Source organism: Nocardia sp. NPDC051911, from assembly GCF_040681035.1.
GTDB lineage: Bacteria > Actinomycetota > Actinomycetes > Mycobacteriales > Mycobacteriaceae > Nocardia > Nocardia sichangensis.
The window spans coordinates 130893-150407 of sequence record NZ_JBFAXY010000022.1; the positions used below are offsets into that span (position 1 = coordinate 130893).

The following is a 19515-nucleotide window of genomic DNA, read 5'->3' on the forward strand; positions in this document are numbered from 1 at the left end:
CTCACCGAACAGCGAAAGGAACGGGTTGCTACCGGCGTCAGGGTTAGGTGCCACAAGGCGATCGTGCCGTCGCCCTCGTGTCGCTCGCGCGGCGCGCCGACGGAGTTCACCAAACCTTCAGGCGTTCACCCGGATGTAAGGTTCGGCGCGACCGCAGCCGGAAAGCTGGCCGTGACGACCAGACCGCACGGTTCGGCTACGTCGACGAAGAACAATCCCCCGTACTGGGCCGCCATGGTCGCCGCGATCGGCAGGCCGAGACCGGAGCCGCCGGCCGTCGCCTGGGCTCCGCGAAAGAATCGAGTGGTCAGCTGATCGAGCTCATCGGGTGACACCCCGACACCGTCGTCGCGGACCGACACGATCACCGACTCGCATTCTTGGCTGACGGTGATCGCGGTATGGGCATCTCGGCCCGCGTAGCGTACGGAGTTACTCAGCGCGACATCGAGAATCTGGGCGAGCACACTCGCCGGAACACCCGCTTCGGCAACCTCGGTAGTCGCGTCGAGGGTGAGGGTCATGTCGGCGCGCTGGAACGCGGCATGCCACGCGTCCACTCGATCCCGTGCCACCGCTACCGCGTCACAGTCCGACGTGTTCGAGCGCGCGGCGGCGTGTCCGGGCGCGGCATCGGCCACCGCCGAGGCCAGCAAGCCGTCCAGCAACTCCGTGAGCCGGTCCACTTCGCTCACCACACCGGCGAAGGTGGCCGACGCGTGATCCTGGGCGATCATCGGCTGTAAGGCCTGCAACCGAACCGCGAGCGCGGCCAGTGGATTTCGCAGCGAATGCGCCGTATCGACCACCAGTTTTCGCTCGGCCGCGGCCAGGTCGGCGACGGCTCGGGTAATCGACGCGACACCGACCGCGAGTTCGACGATCTCCCGCGGCCCCCGGCCTCTGGACCGGGGACCCCCCGGCTCCGCGCGCCGCACCGGCAAGGTCGAGGTCAGCGCGTCGACATCGCGGCGCAGCTTGGACACCGGTCGCAGGATCCACCCTGATACCCCGAGCGCCACGCCGCCGAACGCCAGCAGGGCGGTGGCGGTCACGCAGGCGAGTTGAATCCAACTGTCGGTGATACCACGGCGAGTCGCCGAGGTCGAGATCGCGATGACGACCACACCGCCGGCTTGCTGCGAGGTTCCGATGGGCTGGCCGACCACCATCGGGTGCGTACTCCACGGATACAGCGTCTCCGGCGGGATGAACCGGTGTGCGTTGTTCGATACCTCGATGACCCGTGGGTCGGCGCGGTTCACCCCGACATCGACCATCACCGTGCCGCTGCCCGCGATCACCAGGACACCGTTGCCGGTCTGCTCGAAATAGCTCTGCGCCTCCCCCTCGAGGCGTGCCGGATCAACCGACGCCGTCGCCGCGAACTGGTTGGCGACCTGGATCCGATCGATCACCATCGCCTGGGTCCGGCTCGACGCCAACTCCATCCCGATCCCGATCGCGAAGCAGATCATGCAGATCGCCGCCAGCAAGGTGAATACACTGACCAACCGAACGCGCATCCGGCGAGGTCACCGAGTCCAGCGGTAGCCGAAGCCGTGAATGGTGGCGATCAGTCCTGGGCGGTTCAGTTTGGCCCGCAGCGCGCCCATGTGAACGTCGAGCGAACGAGACGTGGACGGGGTTTTCTCGCCCCAGATCTCGTCCATGATCGTGTCCCGGGCCACCGCGACGCCCGCGCGCTCGACCAGCACGCGTGCTATGGCGAATTCCTTCTGGGTCAGCTGTACCGGCAGACCGGCCACTTCGACGGAACGAGCTCCCAGATCCACCGCGACATCACCGGTAACCACCACGGCCGGAGCGGACTCGGTTGTTTGCCTGCGTCGCACGACCGCTTCCAGGCGGGCGGCGAGTTCACCGAGCCGCGGCGGTTTGACCATGTAGTCGTCGGCTCCGGCACGCAGGCACGACACCACCGCCAACTCGTCGCCCTCCGCGGTCAGCATGATCACCGGAACCGTGCTGACCTTGCGGAGCTGGCGCAACACCAGGTAACCGTTGACGTCGGGCAGCCCGATATCGAGCACGACCGCGTCGTAGCCTGCGTGCGAAGTCAGCAGATCGAGCCCGTGTGACAAATGGTCGACGGCCGGGAAACCATGCGCTCGGAGGCCGTCGACAACAGCGCCGGCTACGCCCGCGTCGTCCTCCACCACCACCACACGCACGAACCCGGTCCCTTCCACACGTCCAGACCCGCACCTGAACACGAGGTGAGACTACCGCAGACGATCACGCCTGCCGTCGCGGAGTGGAGCGCCGCCGATCGGTCAACATTGTTGTCCGGCAACGGTCCTCATCGAGGCGATCCGAAGTCAGGCAGTCGCTCTACCTGCACCGGCGCGCGGCTCGGCCTGCGCGGCCGGTGCGACCGCGATCGGCGGATAGCCGCTCGGCCGGGGGACGGGCGGCAGGCTGGTGAATCGTCGACGCAGGTTGTTCAGCTGCCGATAGACCTCGCGCTGCTCCTCGTGCAGCCTACGGATCTCGTGGTGTAGCTGTTCTGCCTGATCGACAAGCTGGGCATAGAAGTGGCGACCCTGCTCGAGTTGGGCCCGTTCGGCTCGCGCGCGGGTCAAGATCTCTTCGGCCGAGGTCCGCGACACAGCCGATCGGGCCGTGGCAGCACTCGGCCGGATCCGGCGCGGAACGGGAGTGCCATCGTCAACCTCTTTCACGACAACCCCAGCCTCTCGATAGAATAGTCAATGCGCCCCGAAAATGAATTATGCGCACCGCATCGAAAGCGATCAAGCTCGCCGCGAATTCTTGATATCGACTTTGCGATTATTTACATATCTCGAATATTCTTTGGAATCTCTTGACAACCCCTCGAGTTCCCAGCACTCCGCCGGCGGGCGCGCGCGGTCAGGGCGACGGTTACGAGCATCATCACGACGACCACGACGATGGTGGCCAGCAATGCGTGCCGGTAGCCGACCAAAAACGCGTTCTGCACCGCTTGGGCGAGCGGCCCACCGAGTGTGTCGCCAACCGCGGCCGCCGTTGCCACGTTCTTGCCGAGCGGTTGCCCGACCGCGACGATGCCTTCGTGCGCGGCGACTTTGGCCGGAATGACGAGCTCCGCTCGATATCCCTGGTCCACGAGACCACCGGCTACTGCCAAACCGAGGAGGCTACCGAGTTGGACGACGGCCGACTGTGCCCCGAAGAGGACGCCGTTGCGAGTCGGGGGCAGCGCGGTAGCGATCGCATCGAGCGCGACCGCCATGACAATGCCCATACCCACGCTCATCACCGCGACCATCCCCACGATCCGCTCCAGGCTGCCCGCCGCGTCCGCGGTCAAACCGACAGCCAGGCCATCCAGCACCATCGTCAAGCCGATGATCAGCGGAGTTGTCGCGCCGGTACGGCGTTGCAGCATCGCACCGGCCTTGGCACCCAGCGCGGAGGCCACGCAGGCGGGCAGGAAGATGAGCGCGCCCGCCACGACCGGGTCGGTGCCACGCACCGCCTGCAGGTATTGGATCGTCACGAAGACAATGCCGAATTCCGCCACGACCGCCGCGGACAGCGCGAACATCGCGGGCTGCGCCCGCGGATCGGCTCGCAACAGAATGTCGTGCGGCAACTCGCCGCCACGGCGGGTAGCCGCCGCCACAACCAAGAGCACGGCGCCTGCCCCCAGCAGCGCCACGACGGGAGCCGCGGTCCAACCCCAGTCGGGCGCCTTGAACAGACCGAGCGCGACCAGCCCTGAACCTATCGTCGCCGCAACGACACCCGGCCAATCCACCGGGGCTTGCGGATCGCCGGGCCAGCGCGGGACGAACTTGACGATGCCGACCAGCAGCGCCACCGCGACCACGGCATCGGCGAGGGCGACCCGGGGCCACCACAGATTGTTCAACAGCAGGCCGCTGACCAGCGGAACGACTGTCACGCCCGCGGCCAGACAGCCTGCCCACAACAGCAGCGCCTGGGCACGTTGCCGACCGGCATTGCTGACCAGCACGAGGATCGACAACGACGCGGGGACGATTGCGGCGACACCCGCACCCATGACGATTCTGGCCACCAGCAACGGAATCGAGGTCGCGGCCAGCAGCATGTGGGCCAGCAGACCAGCGAGAAAGGTGACATACCCGGCAATCAGCACTCGCTTGGCGCCGCAACGGTCGGTGAGCACACCACCGACGAGCAGAAACACGATGAGCGACAACACATAAGACTTCGGGATCCACAGCGAGAACTCGAGCACGTCCCGGTCACCCAGCTGCTGCAGCAAGGTCGACACGGCGATGCTGTGCAACGAAACGTCCTGGCTGATCAGGAATCCGGTGCCGCCGACGAGTGACAGGACGAGTGCGCGCCGCCCGCGGCTCGACGGCAGCGCCGGTTGCGTCCGGGTCACTCGGCCTGGACGGCTGATCTCGACTGCCATGGTGCGCCTTCGACTCGATAGCTCGGCCACCCCCGATCGGAAGTCTCGACTATCGGTGGCGATCTCGCCAATCGGCGCGGTGCCGGTCCACTGCGGTCGGCGTCAGCCCAGGTGATCGCGCAGTGAGTTGATTGTGGCGAACAGATCGTCCGGTTTGGGCGCCTCGGCCTGATCGATGTCGAGCGGTGCCATCAGTTCCTTGGCTTTGCGCGCGACCTCGAGCACCGCCGCCCGCGACGCCGCGGTGACCGCGTCCGCGAGCTCCGCCGGGGTCAATTCGCCGATCGAGCCGGAAAACTTGATGTCGGTGGCGATCCCGTCGGCATTCACGGTGACGCGCACCCGCCGTCGCGCAGTGGTGGCGACGCCGACAAGTAGCGCACGTTCGGCTTGCAGATCGGCGATTTCGGCCATCTTGGCCTGAAATTCCTCGACGGCAGCGTTGAAATCATCATCCATCGTGTCGGGTCCTTCTGTCGCGCTCACAATTCGACGGGCGGCTTCATCGGTCGAGAATCCGATGACTATCGCTTCGACGGTCATTCAGCGGGTTTTGCGACTGCGAAGTAAGCGGTGCGGGGGTGTGCTTCGGCAGTTGCGCCCGCAGCGCTGCCAGGCCTTCGAACAGATCCTCTGGCTTGGGCATTCGCGACCGCAACTCGGCTGCCGGGGCCAGGAGCGTTTCCTGCTCGGCGGCCACCTTCGCGGCCGCCGCCTGCGCCGCCTGCACTGTCGCGCGGGCGATTTGGCCATAGCTGAGCGTGTTGATGTCGTCGGCGTAGTACGTCTCGATGATCGAGCCGGAAGCATTGACCACGACGGTGATTCGGCCGTGTTCCACGGTGGCGGACGCGGTCAGCGCGTCGCGCGCACCGCGCAGACTGCGCATCTGGCTCAGGGCCCGGCTCACCGCATCGATCAGTTCAGCGGCATCGGCCGCCGTGCTCGCGTTCTCCGGTCGTATCACTGTGCCGCCACCTCTGCCATCGCTGCCGCCCGTTCATCGAATTCGACCCGTAGTCCGGCGTATCGCGATAGATACGCGATCACCGCCACGGGGTCTTGCGGGCCGTCGAGATCGGGCAGCAGCACCATGAACCTCGCCGGGTCCGGGTCCTGCTCCCCCACCAGCGCGATCAGCTGGCCGCTCCGCAAACGCAAGACCAGCACCGCCTGATCGTCGTCGGGAACCTCCGCAAAGCCCGCCTTCACCGCCCACTCCAGGGCGGAGATGCCGATATCCAGCCAGCCGATGAGCCTGCTCGACCCCGGCGTCGGCCAGGTGCGCGGGTCGACCGCGACCGTGACCGGGTCGGGCCAGGGCCGCCGCCGATCCAGCTCCGCCAGCAGGCGGGCAAAGAAGCCCAGGATCTCGTCGCGGTCGACGCCGTCGGCCGCCTCGACGGCGGGATCGGGCACCGTCTGCGTCGAAACGGCCTGCGCCAGCGCCGGATAGAACTCCTCGACCGTCTGGGCATAGCTGACGCGGTCGATCAGGTCTTCGGCTGCCGCGCCGACGACCTCGGCAGCGGACAGATCGTCGACATGGGCCATCGATGCGCAGAGCTGAACCAGCGCCGCGGACGCATAGTCGGCGAACTCGGGCGCATCGGTCGGCCCGACCGGTGCGGGCACGATGACGGGTTCGAGCGAGAAGAACGGGCGGTCGACCTCCGCCACGGCCGGCCTGTTCGGATAGTCGTCCCCGGTATCAGGTCGATAGCGTAGGTAGAGTTCGGTTTCGGCACTGCTCAGTCCGGGCCGCTCACTGTCGCCTGGTTCGCCCTCGACGAACCCGACCTCCCAGGCCAGGATAGTCGCGAGCTGCGCCGGCGACAGCAGACCGGCGGGCATCGGCTCGTCGGTAACGGTGCAATCGCCGTCGTCGGCCGTGGCGCTGACCAACATCACCCGCAGTTGCTCCGGCGGTGTCGCACAGTGCCCGGCGGCGTCGAGGGCGTCGGATCCGACGATGACACACACCCCGCCGGCAGCGACAACCACGCCGCCATCGCTTCGCCTGCCCACAATCCGCGGCATCAGCAAGTTCCCTTCGCGCTCGACTGCCAGGAAAGTACCCAGCCCACGCACGGGCGGCGACCGGGCATGATCTGGTCGCCACAGCCGTTCACCTTCTCGTCACCCGCGGACACCGGCTACGCCCCGCCGGTGCGGACGACATCCCTGGCGATGAGGGCGGATTGGCGATCCAGCATCGGCCCGGCTGGCAGTTGACTGATGATCTGCCACGGCACCAGCTTCGGCTCGGCGGTCTGTCCGAGCACGACTGCCGTCGCGGCGTCCGGAATACCGAATCGAACGCCGGTGTCGGTGACATAGAACAGGCCATCGCGCCGGGTACTGTCCAGCTCGATACCGGTGGCCTGCACGAATTCGCCGCTGGCAGCGGGTATATAGGCCGTGTGGGCAGCCTCGCCCCCGACGAGACGCACCGGTGTCCGGCCGGACGCCAGCGGCAGTTGCCTGCCGACGAGCAAGCGCAGGGTGGCGGCTTGATCGCTCGCGCTACGCGCCCAGCTCGCGCAGGCCACCGGATCGGTATCCATGGCGACGATGGACGGGACGCCGGCCGGGAACTGCCCGATCGGCAGGGTGTTCAGCACCGGCAGACCGCCGATCGCGTCCGGGGACAGCAGCGGAATGACGGTATGCCCCATCGAGTTCGACGTGCGCAGTACCTGCGCGGTGAACTCCGAAATCTTCTGCAGCCCGTCGGCGAGCACCACATACGGCTGCGCGCCGTTGACGCCTTGGACCCGGATCACCGACCCCACAACGACATTGCCGACGCGCACGGCGCTGGGCGCACCCGCGTCGGGTATCGCCGGAGCGAGGAGTTCGGGGGCGGCGGCGGTCGCGTTGAGCAGTCCGGCACCGATCGGCCGCGGCCGCATGTCGCGAATCTGCAAGGTAGCCACGACCGCTTCACTGCTCATGTCGATGCGTGCGTGCTTGCCGTCGTAGATCAGGTAGGTGGCGCCGTCATAGGTCGCGAGCACCGCCTCATCCGGTGAGGCGGGCCGGATCTGCGGGCCGAGCTGTGGCACGCCGTCGAGAACCGTACTGCGCAAACCGTCGGTCGCGTCTTCGCACAGCGTCCACTCGGAGCGATCGCGATCGACCGCCCCCGGCAGCGACGCGGGTGCGCCGGGGATGCCGAGCATCGGTCCGCGCGGTACCGAGGCCAGCTTCGAATCCGGCACCGACGTCGGTGATTCACTGGTGCCGGTGATCAGCCTGGCCGAAGCCAGATTCAGCACCGGGTGCATGGTCTTGTCCACCATGACGTAGAGGGCACCGCTGTCGCCGGCCATGATGATCTTGGCATCGCCGAGTTGCCCCTGCGGCCGCAGGAACGCCAGGACGCCGCAGCCTGCCGTCACCAGCACTGCCAGCACCAAACCCGTCAGCAACGAACGGAATTGGATGCGCATGGGATCGTGCAGCATTCGCACATCGCGGCGAACCAGCGCGTGCTCGAAACGCTGCAACAGAAATCTGTATCCATTGACCTGCGCCCGGGTCGTCAACTGTGCCGGCATTTCAACTCCTCCGTGCGCACGAACACGTGCGCATGAACACCGTGTGCCTGAATGTGCACACTCGTACGACATATGAGAGGCTACCGCACCACACAGGCGAGCGCCGAATGGAGATGTTCTGAATGAATAGCGAGATAATGCCGCCGGAAGATACCCGGGAATCACCTGTTGTGCCATTGCCGACTTCGGGTCCGAGCGAACTGTTCACACGGATTCCATTGTCCATCGTGCTGCCATCGGCGGCCGCGGGAACAACGGCCGCCACCACAGCCATCGCCCTCTGCGCAGATATTCGAGTGGCTCTCGGCATCGGGATCACAATTGCGTTGCTCGGTGGCGTCCGAGTTTGGAAAACCAATGTTTGGCGAATTCTGGGAATGCGCGGCTCGCTCTGGTGGCGCAATCGGCGCGGTAGTGGTAATGAACCACGCCCCGAGTCGTTCGATGTCGATATCCCGGACTCCGGTGGCGCCCGCTGTGGCATGCGCTGGGACGGCAGCCACCTGATCACCATGGTCGGGCTCGGCGACACCGTGGTGCGGCCGACCCTGCTCGGATCGGCTCGGATCGAGGCGGGCGCGGCCATCTCACTCGCCGATGTGGCGCGGTGCCTGTCCCAGTTCGATATTCGGCTGGCCGCCGTCGACGTCGTCACGCTCGGTGTCCGCACCCAGGGCCCGCACAACGTCGTCCGGGTCTACGAAAAACTGCTCGGGCCACTGCCTGCCGCCGCTACCCAGACCGTCTGGCTGGTCCTGCGTTTCGACCCGCTCGACAACGTCGGCGCGATCGACAACCGGGGCAACGCACAGGAAGGCATGATCCGCACCGCCCTGGTCGCGACGCGCCGGGTCGCGGGTCGCATCGCCGCCAGCGGCGTCGGGGTATCGATCCTCACCGCCGACGAACTGGCGGCCGCGGAGGCCGCGGTCCTGCACGACAACGACCCACAGCAGTGGGCTGAGGATTGGCGCGTCTTGCGCAGCGGCGGCATCGAACTGGCCGGTTACGCGGTCCGGCCGCACCTGCTCGAACCGGGGGTGCTGGCGGCGGTGTGGACATTGCCCGGCAAGTCGGTGCTGACCCGCTTGCGCATGACACCGGCCGTCGATTCGGACTCGCCGGGCCGGCGTGGCACCATGGTCGCGCTGAGCGCGGTCGTGCGGCGCGACCTTGCCGGCGTCGGTCATCACGACGCCGAGGAACCGCCCGCCGAACTCGGGTTGCGTCCGTTGCGCGGACTGCAGCGCCAGGTCCTGCTCGACGGCGGGAACCTCGAGCCATCCGCCGCGCTACGCGGGGTACCAGCGGCGATGTCGCGATTCACGGTGCAGGCCGCAGGGTGCGGTCAGGTGATCGGCGCTACCGATGACGGGCTCGGTGTCGCGGTGCCGCTGTTCGGGCCCGCGGTCCGGCGGGTGGAGATCGTCGGGTCGCTGCGGCTGACCCAACTGATGGTGCTGCGCGCGATCGCGGTGGGTGCGCAGGTGATCGTGCACAGCGTTCGCCCCCGTGAATGGGAATGCCTGGTCGCGGCGGTCGGCGCGCCTGCCGCGCTGTCGTTGCCCGCGTCCGGTAGCGCGCGATACACGGCCGCGGCGACGATGATCGTTTTCGACGGTGTCGCCTCGGCCGGACAGGTGTCGGAAGCGACGGCCGTCCATGTCCGTTCGCCGCGGGAGTCAGCGGCGGTTCTGCTCGGCGCCGATGTCGCGCTGATCGAATCGGCGGACGTGCCCGGGCGGGTGCACATTCGCAGCGCGGGCCGGGAACTGACCGTCCAGGTGGTCTCGATCCGGGAGGAAGTCGAGTATCTCGAGGGCGCTGGAACCGACGCCGAAACCGAGGTCGGGCCGCAACCAGAGCCGGCACTGCGATCCGCATGAGAACGGGGGCCCGCGGCCAGTTGGCGGCGGGCCCCCGGGGACTCCTCGGTGCCGGATCTACCAGACGAAGTCGTCCGCGACGTGCTGATCGGTCGCCCGGGCCTTGTCCAGCGCGGCCTGCACGTTGTCACGTCCCTTCTTCAGCAGTACGAGCAGCTCGTCCAGGTCGGCGATCAGGGTCTTGTGCTTGGCCAGGAACGAGCCGGCGGCGCCGCCTTCGCCGCTATGCCAGCCCTCCCGCACCAGCGAGGTCGCCGCGTTCTGCGCGTTTTCCCGCTCCGTGGTAATGGCCGCGTGGTAGTTGTCCATATCGGTGATCAGCTGGATGACGCCCGCCGGGTTGTACAACATTGTGCTGGTTCCGTTCTCAGAAGTGGTTTCGGTCGGTTCCGGTCAGAGGTAATTCGTGTTCAGCGTGGTGAACCCGCCCATGCTCTCGTTTTCGGTTGCCGCGACCTTCGTTTCACCGGTACGCAACGCCTCTGAGACCTGGCCCAGATCGACATTCACTTTGCGGATCCTCGCCTGCAGTTCGTCGGCGAATTTGGTGAACGCGACGTTGGCTTCACCTTCCCAATCCTTCTTCGCGGCGATCACTGTGGCCTCGAGGTTGTCGACGCTCTTGTCGATGGGCGGAATCACGTCGGCGTACGCGTTCGTGTACTTCTGAAATATGGCGAAATCAAGGTGGAGAGCATCTGCGCCGGCCATTGACATTTCCTTTCGGATGATGATGTGTTGAGAATTCCGGAGAAGTGACTCCGGACGATGGGTGGATGCGCGTACCGATTACGGCATCCAGCGGCCCTCCGGCAGCGCTTCGATCTGCGCACCGACGACATGGGCCAACCGGCGATCACTGCCGGGGGCCAAGGTCGTCCACGGTTGCCCGTCAGGGGCCATGCTGCCGCCGCCGATGATCCGGCCGGCCGCGGTGTCGTACACGGCGACGGCGGCGGGCGATCGCTCCGCGCTGCCGTCACGGTGGGAGTAGCACACCAACTCGGCGACCGAAATACACTGGCGCAGTGCCAGCCCAAGGGCCAGCGCGTCCGATTCGGACATGCCGAGCTGGTAGGCGGCGCTGGCCTCGGTGGTTCCCGCGTCGTCGAGCCGTCGACGCAGTTCGGCGGTGGGGGCGGTGAGCACCGGGATGTCCGCGGGTGGACGGGCGCCGAGCGCGGCCAGCAGCGGCCGGGCCAGTGCGACCGGATCCTCGTCACCCCACACGGTGCCGACCTGGATTTCGTCGCCCACTCGCACCGCCACCGCGTGGTCCAGGCCGCGCCGGGCCAGGCAGATCCGATGCGCGCCGGCGCGCCGGATCCGCAGGGCCAGTTGCCTTTCCGGACGGGCCAGGGCGAGTATCGCCGTGGTCAGCTCGTCGTCGAGGACGTTCCCGTCCTCGTCGAGCACGCCGCGCGCATAAAGCTCCGCGACAGCGGCGACGCGGGCGGCAAGGAAGTCGGCGTGCTCGCTGTGTTGTGGGCGCAGGGCGAGAACCACCGGAAGGGTTTGCGCGCCGAGCGTTTCGGCGACGACGAGGGCGGCATCGACGGTCAGGGTCATCATTGCGACGCCCCGGCGGTACGGGACTGCGCAACGCCGCCCAGAACTGGTGGTGCGGTGGCGAGCCCGGCCTGGACGACGATCTGCTCGCCGAGAGCTCCGGCCTCGGCTGCCACCGCCCGCTGACCGGCTTGCGGCGACACCGGAACCGGCGAAGTCGTGGGCGGCGCGAGCATCGACGGTGGCGGTACCTGCGAGGCCGTTGCCACGACGGGAGCGCCGGCCGTTGCCGCCACGATCGGCGAGACGGGTTGCGGCATCGGCGTGATCACCAGCGACTCACCGCCGACTGTCAGGGTCGGAGCCGGAGCGACAGTCGATGCCGACAGGTCGACGACCGGCGAACCCCGCAGTGCGGGAGAAGAAACGGCCTGCGCGTCGGGCGGCGGCCCCGATGACCCGTCGCCGACCGGCTTCGGCGCCTGCTCAGCGAGTAGGGCGGCTCCCGCGGAGACGACGGGGGCCGTCTCCTGCTCCCACGCTGCGGACAGCTTCGCACTGCCCGCCTCGTAGGTGCGCATCACCTGGGCGGCGTGGTCGCGCAAGGCGTCGATCTGATGCTCGGCAGTGTCGAACAGTCCGGCAAGCGGTGCGCCGAGCAGCGTGCCGCTGACCGTCTCCTCGGCCATCCGCACCGCCGCCGCCACCTCGTCCACGTGCGGCATCGTGAGCTGAGCGATCTCGTAGGCCGCGGCCTGCTCGGCGGCCGTGGCAGCATTGTGCTCGGCGGCGGTGGTGAGGTCGTCGAACCAGTCGGCCAGCTGCGCCAACCGGGCAATGCCCTCCGCGCTGGAATCCGATCCCCACGCGTTCCCGACAATGGCGAGAATGGCGCGATACTCGGCACCGGCCTCACCCAGGTGCAGTGCGAGCGCTGCGTAGGCAAGCCCCGCCTCGGCCATCGGCACGACGCCGGGACCGGTCGTCAGCTCGCGTGCCAGCTGCTGGGCCGGTACGGCGTCCCACATCGTGCCGGTGAAACCGGCGTGCGGAAGTTCGACCATCGCGTCACTCCTCGTCTCGATGTTCGGCGCGCGGTGCTACGCCAGGCGCTGGAACGACTGCACGGCGTCGTCATCGGAATCCCCGACGAGGTCGGCGTGGGAACGCAGGTTCGCGGCGATCTTGCGCAGTTCGCCGACGCCCCCCAGACAGGACTGCTCGAACGAAGCGCTGACTTGTCGCAGCACCTGCGCGGTGTGCCGCGACACCGGGTCGGCGGCTGCCGGCACCGGACGCAGCGCGTCACTGCGTTGAAGTAGCCCGCCCTCCAGGTCATCGGCCAGCATGTCCAGCCGACCGGCCGCCATCCTGGCGAGTTGGTGATCTATCGCGATGCTGCTCATCAACGTTCTCCTCTTAAAGGCTGAATGGCGTATCCGGGTCGGCGGTCGTTTCCACGCCGATGATGGGTGCTGCGGTCTCGGGCAGGCCGCCTCCGACCAGTTCGTCGCCATAGCGGGCATCGACAGGCGACTCCTGGCGGCCGCCCCCCGGGCGTGCCCGGTCGTCGCCGATCGAGCTGGCACCGGGTGCGAAAGGCGGTAGTACTTCATGCGAGTACGTGGAGGCCGACGCCGAAATCAGCGGCGTGCCGATCGGGCTCGCGGTCACCGTGATGACGCCTTCGGTTTGCCACACGCCCAGCGGAGCCGCCGCCGGGGCGACCGCCGCTCCCCCACTCGTCGACCCGACCGGCACGGCTGCCGCAGCGGAGCGCGTCGGAGCCGGCGCCGCGGGGTCGGCGCCAGGCTTGGCCGGGAACTGCGCGGGGACCTCTTTCCCGACGGTCTGCGCGACCGAGATCAACGGCGTCACCACCTGCTGCAATCGCGACAGCAACTGCGTCACGGTGGGCTGGTTCGGCGAGGAGGGCGCGACCCCGGCGGTGGCGAACGCCGATCCCGGGGAGGACCGCGAACCGACCGCCGACACATCCGGCGCCGAGGGACCGGCCGCCGAAACCGTCTGGGTGAGCGAACGCTGGACCTTGCCGAGGTCCGCATGTTTCGGGCTGCGAGTCGGCACCGGCTTGCCCGCCTCGGTCATCTCCGCCGACTGCGCCAGCAACTGCGCCTTGGTCTGGGCGGTGATCGCCGTCGCCTCGGTGCCCGCCTCGATGGCGGTGGCCAGCAGCGCCGCCTGGCCGGGCGGCGTCACCAGCGTGGGCCCGAGCGCTGCGGTGGTGAGCGCGAAACGCGTCGCTACCGCCGCCATTTGCGCATATCCGGCAGCGACGGTGCCCGCGGCGCCGCCGGTGGTCAGGTTGATCCGCGCGGCCTGCTCGGAGATCGATGCGGACGTCGCCACGGTGTCGACCGCCGCCGCCGTCGCCGCCGTTGCCCCTGAGCTCTCCATCGACTGCAGCAGCTGAATGCCCGTGGAGGCCAGCTGCATCGCGGTGCGCACCGCGTCGGTGACATTCCGCATCAACGTTTGCGGATTGAACTCCCCCGCGCCCAGGTTGCCGTTGCCGTAGCCGCTGATCAGGTCGGTTACCGGTTTGAACAGTGCCGCCGGGTCGAGCGGCGGGAGGACCGGCAGACCCGGCAGCGGTGGAAGAGTGGGAAACTGCGGCAAGCCGATGCCGGCCAGCAACTGCTGGGTCGGCTGATCGAGAAACGGAGCAGCCGGCGTATTTCGGAGCGCGTCGAGAACGGTCGGATGTAGCGGCGCCGCGGAGGGTTGCGCGGGAGTCACTGTTCGGCGCCCGTCAGCGTACCGAACGAAGCCACGCTGTGCTGCTCGGTCAGTTCATAGGACGCCGCCGCCACCCGCGCGGTATCGGCGGTGGTGGTGAGGATTTCGACGAGCTTGGTCAGTGCGGCGAAGTGGTTGGCCTGAGCGTACGCGAAACTCGTCAGGAATTCGTGACCGATCAACCCGAAGGTCGGAGCGATGGCCGCTATGACAGCGGCCTGGTCGACGGCCCCCGCGACGGCGACAGTCGCCGCCATCCCGTCCGAAATCTCGCCGTATCGGCGGAATGTCTGCGGCTGCACATTGAGGACGTTCATCGCGGTACCCTCCTGGGCTGGTTCTGTGATCTCGATACCTAGACGGCTCGCGTCAGAAATCTAATTCGGGCCGCGGTGTCCGCAAGCGGTGCGCGAGCGGCGACCCCGGCTGTTCACCTGCCCGTTGACTCGTCCCTGCGGGCAGGGCAGCGCTAGCTGTTCACTTGACCGTTGAATTCGTCGATCAGTTGTCCGCGCGCTCCCAAAGCCCGCCGCACCGCCGCAGCGGCGGTGGCAACGAGCACCCGTTCGAACTCGGACGGCGACAGCATCGCAATCGCCTGTGTCAGACGGACATCGAGCAGTCGGCCCACCCCGTCCACCGACACGGTGATGGCCCCCTCGGCATCGGTGTGGTCGACCCGGATCGCGGCGAGATCCGCGGCGAGCCGTCGCATCCGATCCAGTCGTGCGCGAGCACCCGCCTCGAGGGCAGCGAAATCTGTCACCACGAATCTCCATCCCGGTCGAGCCAGCTGTGCGGCTCGTACCCGTGCTCCGATTCCGCTGCGAGCTCGTAGTGTTCGACCGCGTCCTGGGACGGCAGTTCGAGCAGGTCCAGCGCCGATTCCGGGACACCGATCTCGGCCAGGTACGCACGCCGGAGCAAGCCGGCCCGGTTGGCCGCGAGCTTGCACAGCCGCAGAATGTCGTCACCGAGATCGTCCGGGTCGCGCCGGAGTTGGTCGGCGGTGAGCCGAACCGCCAGCGGCACAGCCGAATCGGTCGCGCTCACCACGATGTCGCCACCGCGCAGTGCGGCCTCGCCGGTCGAATAGGGCGTGAAATCAGATTTCGGTGCTTCCAGTTCCGGCGCGTCCCGATCGAGCGTCGTCTCCGGGTCGGCCTCGGCCCCGTCGAAAACCGGGCTCTCATGGATCGTCGCGCCGAACATCGAGTCCGCGGACCACTCGGCGTCGATTCTCGGGGGTTGTTCAGACACGTCGCTCGTCCTCCATGGTCTGTGACACGGTCGCGATATCGGCGGCGATCATGGACGCCAGCGCCGTCCGATCGACCGCTGTCGCGACCGGTCCTGCCGTCTCGGCGACGGCGTAGCGGCCGTCATCGACCAGATCTCGCCATTCGATGCGGTAGGGCGTGATGCCGCGCGGCCCGAAGATCGAACTACCCATACGGGTTTCGATCACTCCGAGCCGCTCCGCGGGCCGTCGCAGCCACGCCGCGCTGGCGCGATCGGCCGCATAGTTGTCGTAGACCGGAGACCGGCCGTAGTGGTGGTCGGCCTCCGCGCTCGCCGGGCTGGTGATCAACGGAGTATCCGGCCCCCGCCCGGCCGCCCGAGCGGGGAGCGCGCCGACCACCGCACCGGCGAGCCGATCGGCATCGCCACTGGTGATCACATAACCGCCACTGTGCCACCGCGTTTCGCCGGGTAGCTGGCGAATCAGGACCGCCACGTCGCCCTGCCGGGCTCCGACCAGGCGAAGCCGGCCTGCGGGGTCGCCGCAATCGCGCGGGTCGAACGCCACCGCTGTGACCCGAATATCGGCATGGGCGACCCGGGTGAGGGCGTCGTGCAGGGCGCCGTCAGCCGTCTCGTCCAGCCCGGCCAGCGCCGCCGCCGCCAGTCGCGCCCAGCCCCGCGTGTTGTCGCCACGATTCAGCGCGAACAGCGGCAACGGTAGCCGGTCTTGAAACAGCCTGTCCCACAAGGCGATCAGTTCCGTATCAGTGAGCTGCCAGGTGCGGCTCACCGATCGAGCACCGGTCTGATCGCGAGCCCCGGCTGCCCGAGCGCCTCGTCGAGATGCTCGGTCGAATCCAGCAGCTCGGACCGCTTCTTCTCCTTCTCCTCGCCATTCGGGCGGCCGGGGTGACCGCCGAACGGGACACCCGGTTCGCGCCCACCAGCGGGTCCGGCCCGTCCGGTCAACTTCTCGTCCGGAACGGCGGTGAGGCGGGGGAACAGCTTGGCCTCCTGGTTTTTCAGCTGTTCCAGGGCGAATACGCGACCGGTCCCACCTCCTCCGCCACCGCCCTTGCCGACGAACGGGACGTTTCCTGGTGGCAGGAGGGCGGAATTCATCAGCCACGGGGTGCTGCCCGATTCTTTCGAGGTCAGGTCGTCGGGCAGGTTGCTCAGCGTCTCGAATGGTTTGTCCTTCAGCCCTTCCGGCAGGTTCGGGGTGTTCGGTCCCGTTTCTGTTTGGGGATTCGGGAGCTCGGAGGAGGGATCGTCGCCGTCGACGGGCGGGTTGCTACCGCCCGTCGGATTGTCGCCGACGGGCGTCGCGTCACCGCCGTTGTCGTCAGGGCCGGTCGGCGGCTCCCCGCCGGGATCACCGCCGGACCCGTCTGCACCGGGCGTGTCGAGCGCCTCGATCGGCGCGGTTCCGCCGACGTTCAGGCTCGGCGTCACCACCTCGTTCGGCTGAGGTAGCGCCACGATATGGGTCGTCAAATGCGTGTAGTTCTCGGTGTAATGCGTCTGGAAATGCTCTTGGAACCGGAGCAGGTCCGCGTCGTTCTGCGTCCTGGTCGTCGAGGGCGGTGGTTCGGGGGTCTGCGGCATGCCGTTCTTCGTCCGCTGCAGCCAGCCCGAGCTGAACACCAGCGAGTCACCCAACAGATTCATATCCGTCGTGAGCTGCTCGGAGGCGAATACGTACTGCGTGGTCGCCAGAATCGCCGCGTCCGCACCCGCGCCGGTCCATTGATCCGACGCACCGGCGATGGTGGTCCGCAGGGTGTCGAAACCACGGTCCAACCCCTTGGACAGCCAGTACCACACACCACCCGCGTCGGCGACCGCCTGCGCATTGATCGACTGGCCGACGTTGTACAAAATCGACCAATCCAGCTGCGAGCCCGCCTCGGGCCAGAACAAGGCCGGGTCGTAGAGCGTCGTGGTATCCGGCTTGTTCGAATGTCGGGGAATCTTCACCGATTTGGGCGCTCCGCTGGGTGGCGTGCCCGGCGGGCTGTCGAAGGAGATCCCCTCGAAGCTCACGGCCGAGTTGTGCTCGGTAAGGGCGTATTTCTTGCCCGCGGCGAGAAACGTGTTGCCCATATTGGTGAGGATGTTGCGATGCCGATCCATGCGTTCCAGCAACTCGGTGGCGATCTTTGAGTTGAACAGGGCCCACATCTGCACCCCCGAGGCGCACGCGGCGAACACCGGACTCGCGCGTTCATAGTTGCCCTGCACCCAGCTGTGCACGCCGACAACGACATTCAGCATGTCCTCGACGTGCTGTGCGCACTTCTGCGCCGTCCCCGCCTCGAGCAGAAGCTCCGCGCCGCCCAAGCTCGCCCATTTGGTGTTGTCCGAGACATCGGAATCAAGTGCCATGTCGCAACTCCTATCAGCGCAATCAGTTCGGATCGGTCATCTCAACGGCCGTCGTCGTAGACGCTGAGCCGCGAGATTCCACCGCGCGACTCGTCCCCCCGGACGCGCTGCAGTTCACCGCATTCCCGTTCGATGAGCCGCACCAGCCGCTCGGCATCGGTCGCGACCGCGGCCACCGGCGGCCCGGCATCGACGATGTAGCGGCCATCGCCGGGATGGTCTTCCCAGAAGATCCACTTGGTCACCTGCCCGCGCGGGCCGAAATTCGAGTGACCGTGCGTGATCTCGATCCGGCCGACCGTGGATTTCGGCGCGGCCTGCCACCCTCGGCTCCGAGTGTCGACATCGCGGTCGCCTTCGTCGTACAGCGAACTGCGACCGTGCCAGTGATCGAACACGGGCTCGGCCGTCGAGCTCAGCAATTCGACCTGCGACTGGCCGCCCGCCGCCATCGGGGGAAGCTTGTCCACGATCACTCGTGCGAGCTCCACCGCATCGCACTCGGTGATCACCAGTTCGTCGTGACTATAGGGCGACCGCACGCGGAATCCCTCGACCAGGATCGCTCGGTCGCCGAACAGCTTGCCCGCCATCGTCCACTGCCGGGCCAGATCATGGGGCGCGCTGTCATCATGGGCGAGCACCGCGATCCGCACATCGGCCTGCATCGACTTCACCATCGCCTCGGCCAGCGCCGGGTCCCACGCGGCCTGCAGCTCACCCCAGACCCGAGCCTTGACGAATTGGAAGTCGAAATGTCCCTTCACGTCGGCGACGTAGGCGAACGGCCAGCTCGTGCGGCGTCCCACCAGTCGCTCACGCAGCACCAGGTATTCGAGGCCGGTGAGGCGCCAGGTCCGTGCCATCAGTTGCCACCCTCCGCCGCGATACCCGGGACGCCCGCCGATCCGGGCTCGCCGACGACGTCATCGATCGACCTCGCCGTCGTGAAATCCTGGAAGACCGCGGGCTGATTGCCCGCCGCACGTCCTGGTACCCCCAGCTGAAGTAGTTCGAGCGCCTCGTTCGGGCTGGGCAACAGCGCCCGCGAGTCGACCGGCCCGGTCGCACCCGGTGGGAGGAGTAGCTCCTCGACCTCAGCTATATCCTCGCCGATCCGCTCGGCAGCCTCGGCCAATGCCTGCTTCACCGTCAGGGTGCCGTCCTCGACAGCTTTGGTCAGCGCTTGCAATCCCGGGCCGAGCTGGGCGGCAAGTTGATTGCCGAGCTGCGCGAGAGTCGTGATGCCGGAAGTGATGAGCTGCAACACCTCCGAGAACATACTGAGCATCTCGGAGGCGGAGAGAGCGCCGCTGGCGCCGGTCCCGGGGGCACCGCTCGGACCGGTACCCTGGCCGGGATCGCCCGAGGGTGCGCCGCTCGTGCCGCCGTTTCCACTGGGCCCGCCGTTTCCACTGCCCGAACCCGCGCCCGATCCGTTGCCGCTGCCGCCGGCTTCGCTTCCGGATCCGCCGCCGGTGCCACCGCTTCCGTTTGCGTTGGATTTGCCGTTGTTGTTGTCTCCGCCGCTGTTGTTGCCGTTGCCGCCGTTGTTGCCGTTGCCGCCGTTGTTGTTTCCGGTTCCGCCGCCACTGCCTGTTCCACCGTTGGTGGGGGGTGCCGCGGTATTCGGGTCGACGAATTCGGGGACCTGGCCGGCGAGTTCACGCATGCCGGCGACGAAACCTTTGTTGTTACTGGTGTCGTCGCCCTTGTCCCACCACTGCTG

General features: G+C 67.6%; 22 protein-coding genes. 1 reads left to right on the forward strand and 21 read right to left on the reverse strand.

Annotation, left to right across the window (positions count from 1 at the left end; all coding sequences use genetic code 11):
- Window positions 1-125: 125 nt before the first annotated feature.
- The 8 genes from AB0L97_RS25475 to eccB all read right to left on the reverse strand — a co-directional run bounded on the left by AB0L97_RS25475 (window position 126) and on the right by eccB (window position 7998).
- Window positions 126-1514 (reverse strand): HAMP domain-containing sensor histidine kinase, encoded by a 1389-nt coding sequence (locus AB0L97_RS25475; RefSeq protein WP_364433923.1) that lies wholly within the window; start codon window positions 1512-1514, stop codon window positions 126-128.
- A 21-nt stretch (window positions 1515-1535) separates the two neighbouring features.
- The gene (locus AB0L97_RS25480; protein ID WP_356967639.1) at window positions 1536-2195 is read right to left on the reverse strand and encodes a response regulator transcription factor; all 660 of its coding nucleotides are present in this window, start codon (window positions 2193-2195) and stop codon (window positions 1536-1538) included.
- A gap of 147 nt (window positions 2196-2342) precedes the next feature.
- Complete coding sequence (locus AB0L97_RS25485; protein WP_364433927.1) at window positions 2343-2633, reverse strand: hypothetical protein; 291 nt, start codon at window positions 2631-2633, stop codon at window positions 2343-2345.
- Between the two features lie 185 nt (window positions 2634-2818).
- Window positions 2819-4435, reverse strand: coding sequence for an MFS transporter (locus AB0L97_RS25490; RefSeq protein ID WP_364433930.1), 1617 nt, complete (start codon window positions 4433-4435; stop codon window positions 2819-2821).
- Between the two features lie 102 nt (window positions 4436-4537).
- Complete coding sequence (locus tag AB0L97_RS25495) at window positions 4538-4978, reverse strand: YbaB/EbfC family nucleoid-associated protein (RefSeq protein ID WP_364433932.1); 441 nt, start codon at window positions 4976-4978, stop codon at window positions 4538-4540.
- The gene (locus AB0L97_RS25500) at window positions 4938-5402 is read right to left on the reverse strand and encodes a YbaB/EbfC family DNA-binding protein (RefSeq protein ID WP_364433935.1); all 465 of its coding nucleotides are present in this window, start codon (window positions 5400-5402) and stop codon (window positions 4938-4940) included. The genes AB0L97_RS25495 and AB0L97_RS25500 overlap by 41 nt, the downstream gene beginning before the upstream one ends.
- Complete coding sequence (locus tag AB0L97_RS25505) at window positions 5399-6526, reverse strand: hypothetical protein (protein ID WP_364433938.1); 1128 nt, start codon at window positions 6524-6526, stop codon at window positions 5399-5401. Before AB0L97_RS25505 ends, AB0L97_RS25500 begins: the two co-directional genes overlap by 4 nt.
- Window positions 6527-6591: 65 nt before the next feature.
- Window positions 6592-7998 (reverse strand): type VII secretion protein EccB, encoded by a 1407-nt coding sequence (gene eccB, locus AB0L97_RS25510; RefSeq protein WP_364433940.1) that lies wholly within the window; start codon window positions 7996-7998, stop codon window positions 6592-6594.
- Window positions 7999-8135: 137 nt separating this feature from the next.
- Here eccB and eccE point away from each other — a divergent pair, with 137 nt between their 5' ends.
- A complete protein-coding gene (gene eccE / locus AB0L97_RS25515; RefSeq protein ID WP_364434003.1) occupies window positions 8136-9884 on the forward strand; it encodes a type VII secretion protein EccE in 1749 nt (582 codons plus the stop codon).
- 57 nt (window positions 9885-9941) lie between these two features.
- Here eccE and AB0L97_RS25520 read toward each other — a convergent pair whose 3' ends face one another.
- The 13 genes from AB0L97_RS25520 to AB0L97_RS25580 all read right to left on the reverse strand — a co-directional run.
- Entirely contained in the window at window positions 9942-10235 is a 294-nt protein-coding gene (locus AB0L97_RS25520; RefSeq protein ID WP_356967652.1) for a hypothetical protein, read from the reverse strand.
- A 42-nt stretch (window positions 10236-10277) separates the two neighbouring features.
- Window positions 10278-10595: a WXG100 family type VII secretion target gene (locus AB0L97_RS25525; protein WP_364433945.1), complete on the reverse strand. Its 318-nt coding sequence runs from the start codon at window positions 10593-10595 to the stop codon at window positions 10278-10280.
- Between the two features lie 78 nt (window positions 10596-10673).
- On the reverse strand, window positions 10674-11456 hold the full coding sequence (locus tag AB0L97_RS25530; protein WP_364433948.1) for an ESX secretion-associated protein EspG: 783 nt from the start codon (window positions 11454-11456) through the stop codon (window positions 10674-10676).
- Complete coding sequence (locus AB0L97_RS25535; protein WP_364433951.1) at window positions 11453-12457, reverse strand: PPE domain-containing protein; 1005 nt, start codon at window positions 12455-12457, stop codon at window positions 11453-11455. The genes AB0L97_RS25530 and AB0L97_RS25535 overlap by 4 nt, the downstream gene beginning before the upstream one ends.
- Window positions 12458-12493: 36 nt before the next feature.
- Window positions 12494-12799, reverse strand: a complete 306-nt coding sequence (locus tag AB0L97_RS25540; RefSeq protein ID WP_356967660.1) for a PE domain-containing protein — start codon at window positions 12797-12799, stop codon at window positions 12494-12496.
- Window positions 12800-12812: 13 nt separating this feature from the next.
- The gene (locus AB0L97_RS25545; protein WP_364433956.1) at window positions 12813-14153 is read right to left on the reverse strand and encodes a hypothetical protein; all 1341 of its coding nucleotides are present in this window, start codon (window positions 14151-14153) and stop codon (window positions 12813-12815) included.
- Window positions 14150-14470: a type VII secretion target gene (locus AB0L97_RS25550; protein ID WP_356967663.1), complete on the reverse strand. Its 321-nt coding sequence runs from the start codon at window positions 14468-14470 to the stop codon at window positions 14150-14152. The genes AB0L97_RS25545 and AB0L97_RS25550 overlap by 4 nt, the downstream gene beginning before the upstream one ends.
- A gap of 152 nt (window positions 14471-14622) precedes the next feature.
- Complete coding sequence (locus AB0L97_RS25555) at window positions 14623-14868, reverse strand: YbaB/EbfC family nucleoid-associated protein (RefSeq protein WP_364433960.1); 246 nt, start codon at window positions 14866-14868, stop codon at window positions 14623-14625.
- Window positions 14869-14915: 47 nt separating this feature from the next.
- Window positions 14916-15413, reverse strand: a complete 498-nt coding sequence (locus tag AB0L97_RS25560; protein WP_364433963.1) for a hypothetical protein — start codon at window positions 15411-15413, stop codon at window positions 14916-14918.
- Window positions 15406-16188: an ESX secretion-associated protein EspG gene (locus AB0L97_RS25565; protein WP_364433966.1), complete on the reverse strand. Its 783-nt coding sequence runs from the start codon at window positions 16186-16188 to the stop codon at window positions 15406-15408. Before AB0L97_RS25565 ends, AB0L97_RS25560 begins: the two co-directional genes overlap by 8 nt.
- A complete protein-coding gene (locus tag AB0L97_RS25570; protein WP_364433969.1) occupies window positions 16185-17786 on the reverse strand; it encodes a hypothetical protein in 1602 nt (533 codons plus the stop codon). Before AB0L97_RS25570 ends, AB0L97_RS25565 begins: the two co-directional genes overlap by 4 nt.
- Before the next feature lie 41 nt (window positions 17787-17827).
- Entirely contained in the window at window positions 17828-18652 is an 825-nt protein-coding gene (locus AB0L97_RS25575; RefSeq protein ID WP_364433972.1) for an ESX secretion-associated protein EspG, read from the reverse strand.
- The coding region (locus tag AB0L97_RS25580) for a hypothetical protein (RefSeq protein ID WP_364433975.1) at window positions 18652-19515 on the reverse strand (864 nt) is incomplete at its 5' end. The genes AB0L97_RS25580 and AB0L97_RS25575, both read right to left, overlap by 1 nt.